This is a genomic window from Bradyrhizobium sp. STM 3809, assembly GCF_000239795.1.
In the GTDB taxonomy this organism is placed as follows: domain Bacteria; phylum Pseudomonadota; class Alphaproteobacteria; order Rhizobiales; family Xanthobacteraceae; genus Bradyrhizobium.
The window spans coordinates 1-14,852 of the sequence record NZ_CAFJ01000675.1 but is presented as its reverse complement, the minus strand read 5'-3'; the positions used below and the strand labels follow the sequence as shown (position 1 = coordinate 14,852).

Below are 14,852 nucleotides of genomic sequence, written 5' to 3'. Positions count from 1 at the left end.
GATCGTTACGCGGCCAGTGTTCCTTGGTCTTCATTGACAGTAGCGCTTTCGGTTTTGGCACTAGGTGCTATCATCTTGTACGGCGTCTCCTTGCGCGCCGGCGTCGGCACGCGTTTCACTGTCATTCTGCTTGCGTCGATATCATTTGGAGCGGCGACCTGCGCGGCCGCAGAAGCTATCGAGTTCATTTACGAGAGAAGCCGTGGAGTCGCTGAGCTTCCGTGGGCTCTGTTGGGAATAGTAGCTGCCGGCGTGGTCGTATCTCCAGTGGCGGTTCGGTTTGTGCCGATTTTTGGAGACGAGGCGGCGCGTAGACTGTCTCTGAAGGTCTCTCTTGTAATCGCAGGTATCATCGTTCCGATCTCAGCGATCATGTGTTTCTATTTGCTGCGTGGCCTCAATTATCTGCCCTGGACCCCGAGTGCTCCGTGGTGGTCTCCACTTCACTATCTTAGTGGGGCAACGCTCTTGCTCTTTACCGCAGCGATTTCTGGGGCTTATTCGCTATTGTTCCTGAACGTTAACTTGACTGGTCCGCACAAGTTGTACCGCGATCGGCTTGCCAGAACCTTCGTGTCAAAGGGCGATATTAAACTGTCTTTGCTCAATCCGTCGCAGAACGCACCTTATCAGTTGATCAATGCGACAGTAAATCTTCCGTCAAGTAAGAGCCCGGTCCTTCGGGACAGGAAAGGAGATTTTTTCCTTTTCTCAAAACATTGGTCCGGATCTATGTCGACTGGCTATTCGTCCACGAGCAAGTGGAGGACGAACGGCTCGCAGATCGATCTAGCCACAGCGATGGCCATCTCGGGCGCAGCGGCGTCACCTCAAATGGGAATGAGTTCTATCCCGAGTCTCTCCGCACTCATGACTCTTCTCAATATACGCTTGGGGTTTTGGATCGCAAATCCTACAAAGAGTTCATTGGGCACGCCGGGATTTCTTTGCCTCCTTCGCGAAATGACCGGCATGGTAATGAGCGAGGAGAATAAGTGGTTGAATTTGTCGGACGGCGGGCACATTGAAAATATGGGAATATTCGAACTCTTGCGCAGGCGTTGCAAGTTTATCGTGTGCGTCGACGGCGAGGCAGATCCTGAATCAACGTTTCAAGGACACCTTACGCTGGTCCGCCACGCTCAAATTGATCTTGGGATTCGAATCGAGCCGCGCTTCGACGAAATTCGACCAGATCCCAACTCTCGATTCAGTCGGACGCACTCACAACTTTTCCGGATCGTTTATCCGAAGACGGGTGATGGTCGTCCCGCTGGCGTCGGCTTGATGCTTTATCTCAAGCTGTCCCTGACGGGCGATGAGGGGGAGCTACTCAAACGATACCGGTCGATGAACCCGGATTTCCCTCATCAATCGACGCTCGACCAATTCTACGACGAAGAGCAATTCGAAGCTTACCGCCAACTCGGCGTCCACGTCGCGGAGGGCACGTTTGCTCCAGCCCTCATGACCAGAACGTCGGAACCGAACGATGTACGCAGTTGGTTCGAACAGTTGGCAGCCAATATGCTAGAGCCCGCGAAATAAGTCACCTATTTGGCGCTAGCCTAAAAAGCCGAACTGCAGTTAACGCGCGTCGGGCGGAACGACCGCAAGGATAATCAGCCGCTTGCCTCGCAAGGTCCGCACCCTTTCGCTTTGCTTAGGCGCTCTACAGACGAATCAGAAAAGAGTCTTGAAGGCATCGTTACCCGGCTATGGATTCCGGGCTCGCCCTGCGGGCGCCCCGGAATGACGTGGGGAGAGAGCGTGCGCTCGATCGCGTGGGAATGGCGAGCGAGGGAGTTGTAGGGTGGGCAAAGGCGAGGCGCGGGGCGCGCCTCACGCGCGGTCGTGGTGGCGCCGTGCCCACCGTCTGGTCGCGCGGCGCGGTGATCGACGGTGGGCACGCGCCGCCTTTCGGCGGCGCTTTGCCCACCCTACGGTCTGGGGCCCCATGGCTCGAAACGGCGCTGCGCGCCTCCTCACCATGAGGGGAGAGATCTGAGTTGCCGCTCGACTGCAAGCGGACGCGACGTTCTCATGGAGGGGAACGATAGTGATGACTTCGATCGACACGGACCACCGTCTGGCGACGTTTCCGCTCCTCACCCTGAGGAGCCCGCCGCAGGCGGGCGTCTCGAAGGGCGAGGCCCGGGATGGGGCCTCATGGTTCGAGACGGCGCTGCGCGCCTCCTCACCATGAGGGGGACGTTCGGTGGCTGGATGTGAGATTGCGCAGGCACCAATCGATGCCGCCCTGCCCGTCCGCGGCCGTCTCAAAACCGCGGCAGATCCGGAAACGCCAGCTTGCCCGCATGGACATGCATCCGCCCCAGCTCCGCACACCGGTGCAGGGTCGGGAACACCTTGCCCGGGTTGAGAAGCCCCTGGCTGTCGAACGCGCACTTCACGCGCTGCTGCTGGTTGAGGTCGATCTCGGTGAACATGTCCGGCATCAAATCGCGCTTCTCGATGCCGACGCCGTGCTCGCCGGTCAGCACGCCGCCGAGCTCGACGCAGCAGCGCAGGATGTCGGCGCCGAATGCCTCCGCACGCTCCATCTCGCCGGGCTTGTTGGCGTCGTAAAGGATCAGCGGATGCAGATTGCCGTCGCCGGCATGGAACACGTTGGCGCAGCCGAGCTGATATTTTTCCGACAGCTCGCGGATGCGCGCCAAGGCCTTGGGCAGCGCGCCGCGCGGGATGGTGCCGTCCATGCAGAGATAGTCCGGCGAGATGCGCCCCACGGCGGGGAACGCCGCCTTGCGGCCGGCCCAGAACAGGTTGCGCTCGGCCTCGGAGGTCGAGATCCGGCAGGTGGTCGAGCCGCAGCCATTGGCGATTTTCTCGACGCGGCTGATCAGCTCGTCGACCTCGACGCCGGGGCCGTCGAGCTCGATGATCAGGAGCGCCTCGACGTCGAGCGGATAGCCGGCATGGACGAAGGCTTCCGCGGCATGAATGGCCGGCTTGTCCATCATCTCCATGCCGCCGGGGATGATGCCGGCGCCGATGATGCGCGCGACGCATTCGCCGGCGGCCTCGACTTGCGCGAACCCCACCATCAGCGCGCGCGCCGTTTCGGGTTTTTGCAGGATGCGCACCGTGACCTCGGTGACCACGCCGAGCAGCCCTTCGGAGCCGGTGATCAGGCCCATCAGGTCGTAGCCGGCGTTTTCGGTGCACTTGCCTCCGATGCGCAGGACCTCGCCGGTCATCAGCACGAGCTCGCAGCCGAGCACGTTGTTGGTCGTCATGCCGTATTTCAGGCAGTGCACGCCGCCGGAATTCTCCGCGACATTGCCGCCGATCGAGCAGGCGATCTGCGACGACGGGTCGGGCGCGTAGTAGAAGCCGGCATGCGCCACCGCCTGGCTGATGGCGAGGTTGGTGACCCCCGGCTCGGTGACGACGACGCGGTTGTCGAAGTCGATCTCGCGGATGCGCTTGAACTTGCCGAGACCGAGCAGCACGCCATCGGCGAGCGGCAGCGCGCCGCCGGACAGCGAGGTTCCGGAGCCGCGCGGAACCACCTTGATGCCTTGAGTGTGGCAGTACTTCAGGACCTGCGACACCTGTGCCGTGGTCTCCGGCAGCACCACGACCATCGGCGGCTGGCGGTAGGCCATCAGGCCGTCGGACTCGTAAGGCAGCATCTCGGCGGCGCTGTCGATGACGCCCTCGCCGGGGACGATCGCTCGCAGTGCAGCGACGATTTCGCCGCGGCGCGCCAGCACCGCCTGGTCAGCTTCCGGCATCATGATCGCCATCGTCGTCCTCCGGCTCGATTTGTGTTGGATATCAACCACAACGGAAACGGTTTGGATAGGCAGCGGATCAGCGCCGCTGTTTGCGGCAGAGCAAGCTCCGCCAATGTGCTGATGGCCGCCGCCGCATCCCCGCTTGTGCGTCGCCTGAGGCCATGCAACAACCTGCGCGCAAACTCGTCACGTAACCCACAGAGCCTGATCCATGAAGAAACTGACTTTGAGCGCGCTCGTCATTTTCGCCTCGTCGTCGCTGGCGACCGCCGCGCTGGCGCAGGACGCCGCCGCCGGCAAGACCTCGTTCAACAAGTGCCTGCCCTGCCATGCGATCGGCGAAGGCGCGAAGAACAAGGTGGGCCCGGAGCTGAACGGCCTCGATGGCCGCAAGTCGGGCACCGTGCCGGACTACAATTATTCGGAAGCCAACAAGAGCTCGGGCATCACCTGGAACGAGGCCGTGTTCAAGGAATACATCAAGGATCCGAAGGCCAAGATCCCCGGCACCAAGATGACCTTCGCCGGCATCAAGAACGAGACCGAGGTCAACAACCTCTGGGCCTATGTCTCGTCGTTCGACAAGGACGGCAAGCAGAAGCAGTAAGCGGCCGCCGGCCGATCATCCGCTGCACACCAGCAGAGCCCCGGCCGGCCGCCGGGGCTTTCTGCTTTTCAGGGTTCGGCCGCCGCCGTCGGCGCGAGCGCCGCGACCATCCGCTCGACCTCGCCGACCACGAGGTCGGGCACCGCGTTCTGGACCATGTGCCCGAGGCCGGGCAGCACGATCAGCCGGGTCTGGGGAATCACCTGGGCGAGCGGGCGGGAATGGATGTCGGTGTAGACGGTCTTGTCGGCATCGCCGGCGATGATCGTGACCGGGGCCTTGATCTCGCCATAGCGCGGCGCCTGCTCGATGACGGCCTGCTTCAGGGTGACCAGGTCGCGCGCATTGGCCAGGAACTCGCGCGGCCGCAGCAGCAGCGCGGTCGCGCTCTGCGCGACGAAATCGTCCGGCATCTCCTGCGGCGCGAACACGCCGCGGGCCCCCGGCCCCATCAGCGCCAGGCCGAGCGGCAGCGTGATGGTGTGGGCGAGCAAGGGGCCGACGACGGGGGTCGTCACGGCAGCATTGTACTGGCCGACCCCGCCGCGCCAGGGATAGGCGACCGGCGCGAGCATCACGAGGCCGACGACCCGGTCGGGGAAGTCCAGCGCCATGCGCAGGCCGAGCGCGCCGCTCCAAGAATGCACCACCAGGATGACCCGGTCGATGCCGAGCCGGGCGAGCGCCTCGTCGAGCATCCGGGCCTGGACGGCCGGCGTGGAGTCCTCCTCGCGGTCGCGCGGGCTCCAGCCATGGCCGGGACGGTCGGCCAGCAGCACGCGGTGCCGCTGCGCCAGCATGTCGCCGAGCGGCCGGCGCATCGCCTCGAGGTTGGAGCTGGCGCCGTGCAGCAGCAACAAGGGCGGCAACCGAACATCGCGGGGCCCGATATCCACAAGATTGATGCTGCCGCCGTTGACTTCGATGGCCTGCCCCTGCGCCGGATAGCGCCGCTCGACGAGGGCGACGCCGGCGCGGGTGATGAGCGCGAGCGCCGCCAAAATGCCCACCAAAAACATTGAAATCATTGAGAGTTTTCTGCCTGTCACCACGACAGTTACGGGCGGAATCGGCGAGAGTTGCAGATCCGGCCGCCGCATCCGGTCGTTTCGCCCTCAAATCCTGTCATCATGGCGTCGTCGGCCATTTTATAACCATGGTCGGGACTTTTCCTCGCAATCGGCTGATGACCGTGAATTACTTCCGGTCGGGTCATTGTTGCGTCGAACCACGATGACCGGCCCTGCGTTTTGTTTGGTGTTTTGGGAGGGGGTTACCGATGAGCTTTCGTTCAAGCGAGTCAGCGATCGACGAGATCGTCGCGAGTTGCAACGGCGATATCCGCGGCGCGCTGAAGGCGCTGCTGCTGGTCAACGAGCATCTCGAGGCCGAGATCGCGCAGCTTTATGCCGCCGCCGCCCAGTACGGCATGCCGGAGCGCCGCAGCACCGCGTTTCACTGATCAGGCTGACCGGGGCGGATCACGCCACCGATCATTCCTCCTGCGTCACGTCCTTGTTCGGGCACGCGTTGATCGTCGATCGCGCCAGCTTGGCGTCGTCCTTCGACTTGAACGGCCCTGACGCGAACCAGATGTCGCCCATGATCGAGATGACCGGGTTGCTGGTCACGATCTCGCAGCGATTGGTGGCGCGATTCCCGACCACCCAGAACAGATCCGGATCCTCGGCCCGGGCGGCCGACATCGTCGTCATCACCAGCGCTGCCGTCAGCACCGCACGCCGCATTGCCTCTCTCCTGCCGAGCTTCGACATCGAGGACCTAGGTTCGCGCGGCCGGACCGGCAAGAACGGCCGTCCGGATAGGGTTAACCGGCCGTTAGGGCTAGATGTCGCGGCCCTCGACCTTCTCGGTGAGGGTCTTGACCAGCTCCGGCACCTTGTCGAGGTGCGGATTGACGTCGAGCGCCTTGCGGAAGGCATCCAGCGCCCGCTTCTCCTCGCCCAGATCCTGCATGATCATGCCGAGACCGGCGAGCGCGCCGAAATGCCGTGGCTCCCGCAGCAGCACCTGCTGGATATCGGCCAGCGAGCGGCCATAATCATTCTGGAGATAGTAGATGGTCGCGCGCCGGTTCCAGGCCTCGACGTAGTCGGGTCGCAGCTTGATGACCGAATCCAGCAGCTTGAGCGCGACCTCGTTCTGCTTCGCGTCCATGGCCGCCTTGGATCGCGCCATCAGCAGGGCGACGGTATCGCTGGGGGTTTGCAGCCAGATCGCCCAGATCCGGGCCTCGACATGCTTGGCGCTGATCTCGTCGGGAGCGGCCTTCAGCGCGCCGAACAGGAAATCCAGCCCCTTGGTCTTGTCGGCCCCGACCTTCGGCAGCTTGGTCGGCGCCTCCGGCGGCTTCGGCTTTGCGCCCGATCGCGGCTCAGCTTGCGCGAACGCAAGGTGCGGTATGCAGATAACGGCTGCGGCGAGCAGGATCGCCAGGGAGGAGCGTTTTGCCATGCGACAAGTCTAGACGCAGAAAGCGCGCCCTGCAAAGCAGAGCGCGCGTCAAACACCTGTGAGCAGGCGACGCAGGCGCGGGCTGGATCAGCCCGTCGATCCGCCTTCGGATCAGCCCTGGCGCGCCTTGAAGCGGCGCTGGACCTTGTTGATCACGTAGACGCGGCCCTTGCGGCGGACCAGACGGTTGGCACGGTGGCGGCCACGCAGCGACTTCAGCGAGTTACGGACCTTCATGGGACATCCTGATGCGTTTGAAAGGCCGTGTTGGACAGGCCGGAAGTGGCAAATAGGAATAGATTTCCGCTGGCGACCCAGTCGCCCGGAGTGGCCGGTTTCTAGCCACCGGCCCGGCGGATGTCAACGATTGTGGCGCCGGCTTCAACAAGGCCGGCGCCCCGAGGAGAGACTGGAACTCGGCCGGCGGCCCCAATTGCCGATTGCCAAATTTGTTATATCGTATAATCAATTTCATAAACTCAAGAACCAACGCCGGGAACGCCCATGCCCAAGCTCGCTCTGCCCAAGATCGACGACGTCGTCGCCATCGACATCCATACCCATGCCGAGGAGCCCTGCGGCATGCATGCGGATGACGGCTACGACGATTTCCAGGCCCAGATGGCCGAGTACTTCAAGTCGCCGCACAAGCACCCGCCGACCGTGCCGGAGACCGCGGCCTATTACCGCTCCAAGAACATCGCGGCCGTGATCTTCCCGGTCGATGCCGAGCGCGAGACCGGCTTCCGCCGTTACAACAACTACGAGATGCTCGAGGTCGCCTCGGATCATCTCGACGTCCTGATTCCCTTCGTCAGCATCGACCCGCACAAGGGCAAGCTCGGCGTGCGCGAGGCGCGCAAGCTGATCGAAGAGTATGGCGTCCGCGGCTTCAAGTTCCACCCGACCATGCAGGGCTTCTATGCCAACGACCGTCTCGCCTATCCGCTGTACGAGGCGATCAATGACGGCGGCGCGATCGCGCTGTTCCACACCGGCCAGACCGGCGTCGGCTCGGGCATGCCGGGCGGCATGGGGATGCGGCTGAAATATTCGAACCCGATGTACATGGACGACGTCGCGGCCGATTTCCCCGACCTCAAGATCATCCTCGCCCATCCCTCCTTCCCCTGGCAGGAGGAGGCGCTGTCGGTCGCCACCCACAAGCCGAACGTCTACATCGACCTGTCGGGCTGGTCGCCGAAATACTTCCCGCCGATCCTGGTGCGCTACATCAACTCGATCCTGCAGGACAAGATGCTGTTCGGCTCGGACTGGCCTGTGATCACGCCCGACCGCTGGCTCGCCGATTTCGCCAAGCTCGACATCCGCGACGAGATCCGCCCGAAGGTGCTGAAGGCCAACGCGCGCAAGCTGCTCGGGATCTGAGACGACGCGAGGCGCGGTGGCCGTCGGTCATCGCGCCCCCTCTGCTTTCGACAGGTGAGCGCCGTGCCGATCAAAGCCGCCCCCTTCAAGGCCGTCGTCTTCGATGCCTATGGCACGCTGTACGACATCCAGTCGGTCGCCGCCGTCACCGAGCAGGCCTTCCCCGGCCATGGCGACATCATCACCCAGATCTGGCGCATCAAGCAGCTCGAATACACCTGGCTGCGCTCGCTGATGCAGCGCTACGAGGACTTTGCCGTCGTCACCCGCGAGTCGCTGCTCTACACGCTGCGCGTGCTCGGGCTGCAGGCCGACGCGCCCACGCTCGAGCGCATCATCGCCAAATATCTCGCTCTCGATCCCTACCCCGACGCGCGGGCTGCGCTCGCCGCGATGAAGGGTCGCCGGCTCGCGATCCTCTCCAATGGCAGCCCGGCGATGCTCGGGGGCTTGGTGAAGGCCACTGGATTCGATGTCCTGCTCGATGCCGTCATCAGCGTCGATGCGCACAGGATCTTCAAGCCGAGCCCGCAGGCCTATGCGCTGATCGAGGAGAGGCTGGGGCTCGCACCTCGCGACGTGCTGTTCGTGTCCTCGAATCCGTGGGACGTCTGCGGCGCCAAGGCGTTCGGATTGAACGTCGCCTGGATCGAGCGGGTCACGCCGGAGGCCATGGCGGCGGCCTGCGCCACGACCGACCTGGTCGCGCCGCTCACCTTGTTCAAGGCGCTGCGCACCCAGATGGACGAGTTGGGTTTTGCGCCCGACTATCGTATTGCTGCGCTGTCCGAACTGCCTGAGATCGTCGCTTCGCATGAGCCTTGAATCCGTCCGCGCCTTCTTTGCCGAGAAAGCCCCCGACATCGACGTCCTCGTCTCCAGCCAGAGCTCCGCGACCGTGGCGCTCGCAGCCGAGGCCTATGGCGTCGAGCCCGCCCGCATCGCCAAGACGCTCTCGCTGCGCGTCGGCGACCGCGTCATTTTGATCGTCGCGGCGGGTCATGCGCGGATGGACAACAAGAAGGTCAAGGCGCTGTTCGGCGGCAAGCCGAAGATGCTCGGCCTCGACGAGGTCGCCGACATCACCGGGCACGAGGTCGGCGGCGTCTGCCCGTTCGGCTTGAAGTCGCCGCTGCCGGTGTATTGCGACCTGTCGCTCAAGGCGTTCGACATCGTTGTGCCGGCGGCAGGCTCCACCCACAGCGCGGTGAAGATCACGCCGGAGCGGATGGCCGAGCTGACATCGGCCGAATGGGTCGACGTCTGCGAGGTCTCGCGCCTGTGAGCTACTCCACCTTGCCGATCCGCCGCACCGCTGCGATCAGGCGCGCGCTGTCGGCGTCGATGAACCTGGCGAAATCAGGCGCATCCTGATAGGCGACGACGCTGCCGACGGCTGCGAATGTCTGCAACACCTCCCGACTTGCCGCCGCCTGCGCCATCGCCTCCCGCAGCCGCGTCATGACGGCAGGAGGAATCGCCCGCGGCGCGAACAGGCCGGCCCAGATGTACATCTCGACATCGCGGTAGCCGAGCTCGATGAACGTCGGCACATCCGGAAAGCTGGACACGCGGGTTGCGCCCCAGTTTGCCAGAACCCGCAGCTTTCCATCATCCACCTGCGGCTTCAGCGTCCCCGGCGCCGCCGCAATCGCCTGCACCGTCCCGCTGAGCAGCGCCGTCAATGCCGGACCGGCGCCACGGAAGGGGACGTGAAGCAGCCTGATCCCAGCGCTCGATGCAAACATCTCCATCGCCACGTGCAGCGTGCCATAAGGCCCCGACGAGCCGTACGGGATCTCGCCGGGTCGCCTGCGAGCATCCTCGATGAACTCCTTCAAGGTTCGCCACGGCGAGGACGCCGGCACGGCCAGTAAGGTCGGATCGGCCAGCACGCGCGCAATCGGCGCGAATTGCGACACTTCGTAGGACGGCGTGCGGCCGAACAGCCGGTCGGCCTCGGGCAGCACGGCGAGCGACGACAAGGTCATCAGCAAGGTGTAGCCGTCGGGCGCCGCACGCGCCGCCTGCGCATTGCCGACCGAGCCGCCGCCTCCGCCGGCGCGGTTGTCGACGATCACCGGCTTGCCGAGAATGTGTTCCAGCGCTGCAGCAACCGGCCGCGCCGCGAGATCGGCCTGCCCGCCGGCCGGGAACGGCACGATCATGGTGATGTTCCGGCTGGGATAAACGTCCTCTGCCGATGCGAGCGAGGTGAGTGCTCCTTGAACGAGCGGCAGCATAGCGGCAGTCCGCAGGAACCCGCGGCGATTCATCGGCAGCTCTCCCCAGGCAGTGTCTTCTTGTGTTGAAGGGATGCTAGCGCGAAGGCCTGCAAGCGGGCAAAGCGAGATTTCTCCCTGACGCGCTTGCAACTCAGATTGCGCTGCAACGAACCAGTTAGTTGTGTCGTCCTTTCTTACCCTTGGCCAGTTCCTTCACCAGAAACTCCGTCAGCACCTCGACGCGCGCGGGGCGCGGGCCGCCGGGGGGCATCACCAGATGCATCGCGCCTTCGGGCTGGCTCCATCCCTTCAGCACGACCTCGACCTCGCCTGAGGCGATGGCGTCGCCGACGATGAAATCCGGCAGGTCGGCGATGCCGAGGCCGGCGAGCACGGCCGGCAGCAGCGCCTCGCCATTGTTGACGCGCAGCTGCCCGGCCGGCCGCACGCTTGCCTGCTCGCCCGCGGCGTTGGTGTAGTGCCAGACGCCGGCCGTGGAGAGATAGGCGTAGCCGAAGCATCTGTGCTCGGCGAGGTGCATCGGATGCGTCGGCCGGCCATGCCGCTTCAGATAGGACGGTGCCGCCACCGTGTAGCGCGGCATGGCGCAGAGCCGCCGCGCAACAAGCGATGAGTCCGGCAGCCGCGCGATGCGCAGCGCGAGATCGAAGCCCTCGCCGATCAGATCGACGGTGGCGTCGCTCATGTGCAGGTCGATCGAGACCTCCGGATACTGTTCCAGGAAGGCCGGCAGCAGCGGCGCGATCTTCTTGACGCCGAAGGTCATCGGCACGGCAAAGCGCACCAGGCCGCGCGGCGTCAGCGACTGCGCCAGCGCCTCGGTCTCCGCCGCCTCGCCGTCTGCCAGCAGCTGCGCGGCGCGCTCCGACAGCCGCTGGCCGGCGTCGGTGAGGGCCAGCCGGCGCGAGGTGCGGTTGAACAGCCGGGTGCCCAGCCGCTCTTCCAGCCGGCTCACGGCCTTGGAGACGGACGCCTTGGACAGGCTGAGCTCCTGCGCGGCGCCGGCGAAGGAGCGCAGCTCGACGACCTTGGCGAAGATCGCCATCGCCTCGAAATCCGGAAGTCGGGCCATCGGGCTCAGATCTCACTTTTGGAAACAATAGGTTTCAACAGTTTCTATTTCTATACTCCGGACGTTCCCTTATTCCAATGCCCAACGCGACGGCGGCCCGGCCGACCGTTGCGACCCGAAGGAGCAGACCCATGATCGAACTGAAGCCCTTTGCGGCGCTGGGCGGCGCCGACCACGGCTGGCTCAAGGCCAAGCACCATTTCTCGTTCGCGAGCTACTACGACCCCAGCAACATGGGCCATGGCGCGCTGCGCGTCTGGAACGACGACGAGATCGCGCCCAACACCGGCTTTCCGGCGCATCCGCACCGGAACATGGAGATCATCACCTACGTCCGCGAAGGCGCGATCACGCATCAGGACAGCCTCGGCAACAAGGGCCGCACCGAAGCCGGCGACGTCCAGGTGATGAGCGCGGGCAGCGGCATCCGCCACTCCGAGTACAATCTCGAGCCGACCACGACGCGGATCTTCCAGATCTGGATCGAGCCGACCACCGATGGCGGCCAGCCGACCTGGGGCGCCAAGCCGTTCCCGAAGTCCGACCGCTCCGGAAAGCTCGTCACGCTGGCGAGCGGCTTCGCCGACGATGCCGATGCGCTGCCGATCCGCGCCAAGGCGCGCGTACTCGGCACCACGCTGAAGGCTGGCGAGACCGCCGAATACGCAGCCGACAAGGCCAGGCACCTTTATCTCGTGCCGGCTGCCGGCAGCGTCGAGGTCAACGGTGTCCGCGTCAACGCCCGTGACGGCGCCGCCATCCGCGACGAGGCGACGCTGAAGATCACCGCGCTCGAGGATTCCGAGCTGGTGCTGGTCGACGCCGCCTAGACCAATCCGTTTCGTATCCCCCTCGTCCCTACGGAGACTGCCATGACCAAGGTTCTCGTTCTCTATTACTCCGCCTACGGCCACATCGAGGCGATGGCCAACGCCGTCGCCGAAGGCGCGCGCGAAGCAGGCGCGACCGTCGACATCAAGCGCGTGCCGGAGCTGGTGCCGGCCGACGTCGCCAAGGCCTCCTACTACAAGCTCGACCAGGCTGCGCCGATCGCCAAGATCGAGGAGCTCGCCGACTACGACGCGATCATCGTCGGTACCGGCACCCGCTTCGGCCGCATGGCCTCGCAGATGGCCAATTTCCTCGACCAGGCCGGCGGCCTGTGGGCCAAGGGTGCGCTGAACGGCAAGGTCGGCGGCGCCTTCACCTCGACCGCGACCCAGCATGGCGGCCAGGAGACCACGCTGTTCACGATCATCACCAACCTCCTCCACTTCGGCATGACCATCGTCGGCCTCAACTACGGCTTCGCCGGCCAGATGAAGCTCGACGAGGTCACCGGCGGCTCGCCCTACGGCGCGACCACGATCACCGGCGGCGACGGCAGCCGTCAGCCGAGCGAGAACGAGCTGGCGGGGGCGCGCTATCAGGGGCGTGTGATCGCCGAGACCGCAAAGAAGCTGCATGGCTGATGCGGCTGGGGCGGCACTTCCGTCATCGACGTGCCGCCCCATCTCGTCAAAACAGGAAAGGAGAGGAGTCCGCAATGCCCGCCATGCTCGAACTGGTGACGCTGGCCCGGCTGGCCCGCCATCCCCTGCAGATGATGGCGCGCCATTGGTACTGCAAGGGACTCTACCGCGCGAGCCGCGGCCAGCGCCGCTGTGCGGAGTGCAAGGCCGCTACAACGGCTTGATCTGCACCTTCTTGAACTTCACCACGCCCGAACCGTATTGCAGGGCGATGGGACCTGCCGCATGCTTGCTGTCGTCGACATCGGCGGTCTTCTCGCCGTTGAGGATCACGGTCAGCCGCGTGCCCTTGGCGGTGATCTCGTAGGTATTCCACTTGCCGCCGGCCTTCGGCATCGGATCGACCTTCGACACGTCGACGATCGCGCCGGTGCCGTATTTCGGATCGGGCCGCTTGTCGAAGATGTTGACCTCGTAGCAGATGTTGGAGTCGATCTTCTCCGCCTGGTCGCAGCGGATGAAGATGCCGCTGTTGGCGGCGTCGTCGACCCAGAACTCGGCCTTGATCTGGAAATCCTTGTAGCTGGTCTTGGTGACCAGATAGGACGGGTCCTTGCCGTCGAGCTTGTCGGCCATCAGTGCGCCGTCCTTGGCCTCCCAATTGGCCTTGCCGACCTCGCTGAACTCGACCTTCTTGTCGCCGTCCACCAGCGTCACCCAGCCGTCATCGGCCGATGCCGCTCCGATCCCATTCAACGCCGCCCCGGTCATCACCAAGCCAGCCGCGAGCACGCCCCACCGATATCGCATCAAAACGCCTCCCTGCAGTTTCTCTGTTGCTCCGCCACGATAGCAAAGCGCGGGATATTGCAAACGAGTTTCGATGCTGCACCTGCTCTCTCAACTACACGGCGGTCGCGCGCGCAAAATCGACATAGATCTCGCGCAGCCGCGTCGCGACCGGCCCCACCTTGCCGTCGCCGACCGGCTTGCCGTCGATCGTGACCACCGGCTGCACGAACGAGCTCGCGCTGGTGATGAAGGCCTCCTTGGCCGCGAGCGCCTCGTCGACCGTGAACAGCCGCTCCTCGACCTTGAGCTGTCGCTCCTCGGCGAGCCTGACCACCGCCTTGCGCGTGCAGCCGGGCAGGATCGCATTGGAGTTCGGCCTGACGACGATGACGTCGTCCTGGGTCAGGATGAACGTCGACGACGAGCCGCCCTCGGTGACATGGCCGTCCTCCACCATCCAGGCCTCGCCGGCGCCGGCGGCTGCCGCCGCCTGCTTTGCCAGCACCTGCGCCAGCAGCGCCACGCTCTTGATGTCGCGCCGCGCCCAGCGGATGTCGGGCACGGTGATGACGCCGATGCCGGTCTTGGCCGAGGGCGCGTCGACGATGTTCTTGGCGGTGACGAACATCACCAGGGTCGGCTTGACGTCACCCTTGGGAAACGGGAAGTCGCGGCCCTTGTCGGCGCCGCGGGTGACCTGCAGATAGACCATGCCCTGGTCGAGCCGGTTGCGCGCGACCAGCTCCTTCTGCAACTCTTCGATCCGCGACAGGCTCTCCGGCAGCGCCAGGCCGATCTCGCCGACCGAGCGCTCCAGGCGGGCGAGGTGCGAGGCGCTGTCGACCAGCTTGCCGTCGAGCACCGCGGCGACTTCGTAGATGCCGTCGGCGAACAGGAAGCCGCGATCGAGCACCGAGACCTTGGCCTCGGAGAGCGGCACGAAGGCGCCGTTGACGTAAGCGATCGGGTCCAAGGTAGCATCTCCATTGTGATCGGCGTACGCACAGTCCTGCGTACATTATTCGTTTTCTCGCC

General features: G+C 64.6%; 17 protein-coding genes and 1 pseudogene. 9 read left to right on the top strand and 9 right to left on the bottom strand.

Annotated features, from left to right (window positions below; all coding sequences use genetic code 11):
* Positions 1-1,548: pseudogene (locus BRAS3809_RS29915) on the top strand (patatin-like phospholipase family protein); the annotation flags it as partial.
* Positions 1,549-2,279: 731 nt separating this feature from the next.
* Here the strand turns inward: BRAS3809_RS29915 and BRAS3809_RS29910 are convergent.
* Entirely contained in the window at positions 2,280-3,773 is a 1,494-nt protein-coding gene (locus tag BRAS3809_RS29910; RefSeq protein WP_008965755.1) for an FAD-linked oxidase C-terminal domain-containing protein, read from the bottom strand.
* A 202-nt stretch (positions 3,774-3,975) separates the two neighbouring features.
* Between BRAS3809_RS29910 and cycA the strand changes: the two genes are divergently transcribed.
* A complete protein-coding gene (gene cycA / locus BRAS3809_RS29905; RefSeq protein WP_008965754.1) occupies positions 3,976-4,371 on the top strand; it encodes a cytochrome c-550 CycA in 396 nt (131 codons plus the stop codon).
* Positions 4,372-4,439: 68 nt separating this feature from the next.
* On the opposite strand, the gene BRAS3809_RS29900 is transcribed toward cycA, so the two are convergent.
* Positions 4,440-5,399: an alpha/beta fold hydrolase gene (locus BRAS3809_RS29900; protein ID WP_008965753.1), complete on the bottom strand. Its 960-nt coding sequence runs from the start codon at positions 5,397-5,399 to the stop codon at positions 4,440-4,442.
* 251 nt (positions 5,400-5,650) lie between these two features.
* Between BRAS3809_RS29900 and BRAS3809_RS29895 the strand changes: the two genes are divergently transcribed.
* Positions 5,651-5,833 (top strand): hypothetical protein, encoded by a 183-nt coding sequence (locus BRAS3809_RS29895; RefSeq protein WP_006611365.1) that lies wholly within the window; start codon positions 5,651-5,653, stop codon positions 5,831-5,833.
* 31 nt (positions 5,834-5,864) lie between these two features.
* On the opposite strand, the gene BRAS3809_RS29890 is transcribed toward BRAS3809_RS29895, so the two are convergent.
* The 3 genes from BRAS3809_RS29890 to ykgO all read right to left on the bottom strand — a co-directional run bounded on the left by BRAS3809_RS29890 (position 5,865) and on the right by ykgO (position 7,083).
* Complete coding sequence (locus tag BRAS3809_RS29890) at positions 5,865-6,119, bottom strand: hypothetical protein (protein WP_008965752.1); 255 nt, start codon at positions 6,117-6,119, stop codon at positions 5,865-5,867.
* Between the two features lie 97 nt (positions 6,120-6,216).
* On the bottom strand, positions 6,217-6,846 hold the full coding sequence (locus tag BRAS3809_RS29885; protein WP_008965751.1) for a tetratricopeptide repeat protein: 630 nt from the start codon (positions 6,844-6,846) through the stop codon (positions 6,217-6,219).
* Positions 6,847-6,957: 111 nt separating this feature from the next.
* Positions 6,958-7,083: a type B 50S ribosomal protein L36 gene (ykgO, locus tag BRAS3809_RS29880; RefSeq protein WP_006611362.1), complete on the bottom strand. Its 126-nt coding sequence runs from the start codon at positions 7,081-7,083 to the stop codon at positions 6,958-6,960.
* A gap of 267 nt (positions 7,084-7,350) precedes the next feature.
* Here ykgO and BRAS3809_RS29875 point away from each other — a divergent pair, with 267 nt between their 5' ends.
* The 3 genes from BRAS3809_RS29875 to BRAS3809_RS29865 all read left to right on the top strand — a co-directional run bounded on the left by BRAS3809_RS29875 (position 7,351) and on the right by BRAS3809_RS29865 (position 9,520).
* The gene (locus tag BRAS3809_RS29875) at positions 7,351-8,235 is read left to right on the top strand and encodes a 4-hydroxyphenyl-beta-ketoacyl-CoA hydrolase (protein WP_008965750.1); all 885 of its coding nucleotides are present in this window, start codon (positions 7,351-7,353) and stop codon (positions 8,233-8,235) included.
* Positions 8,236-8,304: 69 nt separating this feature from the next.
* Positions 8,305-9,060 carry a haloacid dehalogenase type II gene (locus BRAS3809_RS29870; RefSeq protein ID WP_035659391.1) on the top strand — a complete coding sequence of 252 codons (756 nt, stop codon included), beginning with the start codon at positions 8,305-8,307 and terminating at the stop codon, positions 9,058-9,060.
* Complete coding sequence (locus BRAS3809_RS29865) at positions 9,050-9,520, top strand: YbaK/EbsC family protein (RefSeq protein WP_008965748.1); 471 nt, start codon at positions 9,050-9,052, stop codon at positions 9,518-9,520. Before BRAS3809_RS29870 ends, BRAS3809_RS29865 begins: the two co-directional genes overlap by 11 nt.
* A 1-nt stretch (position 9,521) precedes the next feature.
* On the opposite strand, the gene BRAS3809_RS29860 is transcribed toward BRAS3809_RS29865, so the two are convergent.
* Together BRAS3809_RS29860 and BRAS3809_RS29855 are read right to left on the bottom strand one after the other, a co-directional pair.
* A complete protein-coding gene (locus BRAS3809_RS29860) occupies positions 9,522-10,511 on the bottom strand; it encodes a Bug family tripartite tricarboxylate transporter substrate binding protein (protein WP_008965747.1) in 990 nt (329 codons plus the stop codon).
* Positions 10,512-10,635: 124 nt separating this feature from the next.
* Positions 10,636-11,553 (bottom strand): LysR family transcriptional regulator, encoded by a 918-nt coding sequence (locus BRAS3809_RS29855; RefSeq protein WP_008965746.1) that lies wholly within the window; start codon positions 11,551-11,553, stop codon positions 10,636-10,638.
* A gap of 131 nt (positions 11,554-11,684) precedes the next feature.
* Between BRAS3809_RS29855 and BRAS3809_RS29850 the strand changes: the two genes are divergently transcribed.
* The 3 genes from BRAS3809_RS29850 to BRAS3809_RS36895 all read left to right on the top strand — a co-directional run bounded on the left by BRAS3809_RS29850 (position 11,685) and on the right by BRAS3809_RS36895 (position 13,249).
* Entirely contained in the window at positions 11,685-12,383 is a 699-nt protein-coding gene (locus BRAS3809_RS29850) for a pirin family protein (RefSeq protein ID WP_008965745.1), read from the top strand.
* Between the two features lie 42 nt (positions 12,384-12,425).
* The gene (gene wrbA / locus BRAS3809_RS29845) at positions 12,426-13,025 is read left to right on the top strand and encodes an NAD(P)H:quinone oxidoreductase (RefSeq protein WP_008965744.1); all 600 of its coding nucleotides are present in this window, start codon (positions 12,426-12,428) and stop codon (positions 13,023-13,025) included.
* 74 nt (positions 13,026-13,099) lie between these two features.
* The gene (locus tag BRAS3809_RS36895; protein WP_170323352.1) at positions 13,100-13,249 is read left to right on the top strand and encodes a hypothetical protein; all 150 of its coding nucleotides are present in this window, start codon (positions 13,100-13,102) and stop codon (positions 13,247-13,249) included.
* Here the strand turns inward: BRAS3809_RS36895 and BRAS3809_RS29840 are convergent.
* Together BRAS3809_RS29840 and BRAS3809_RS29835 are read right to left on the bottom strand one after the other, a co-directional pair.
* Positions 13,236-13,835 (bottom strand): 3-keto-disaccharide hydrolase, encoded by a 600-nt coding sequence (locus tag BRAS3809_RS29840; RefSeq protein ID WP_008965743.1) that lies wholly within the window; start codon positions 13,833-13,835, stop codon positions 13,236-13,238. The genes BRAS3809_RS36895 and BRAS3809_RS29840 overlap by 14 nt on opposite strands.
* Before the next feature lie 94 nt (positions 13,836-13,929).
* A complete protein-coding gene (locus BRAS3809_RS29835; RefSeq protein ID WP_008965742.1) occupies positions 13,930-14,790 on the bottom strand; it encodes a D-amino-acid transaminase in 861 nt (286 codons plus the stop codon).
* Positions 14,791-14,852 lie beyond the last annotated feature (62 nt).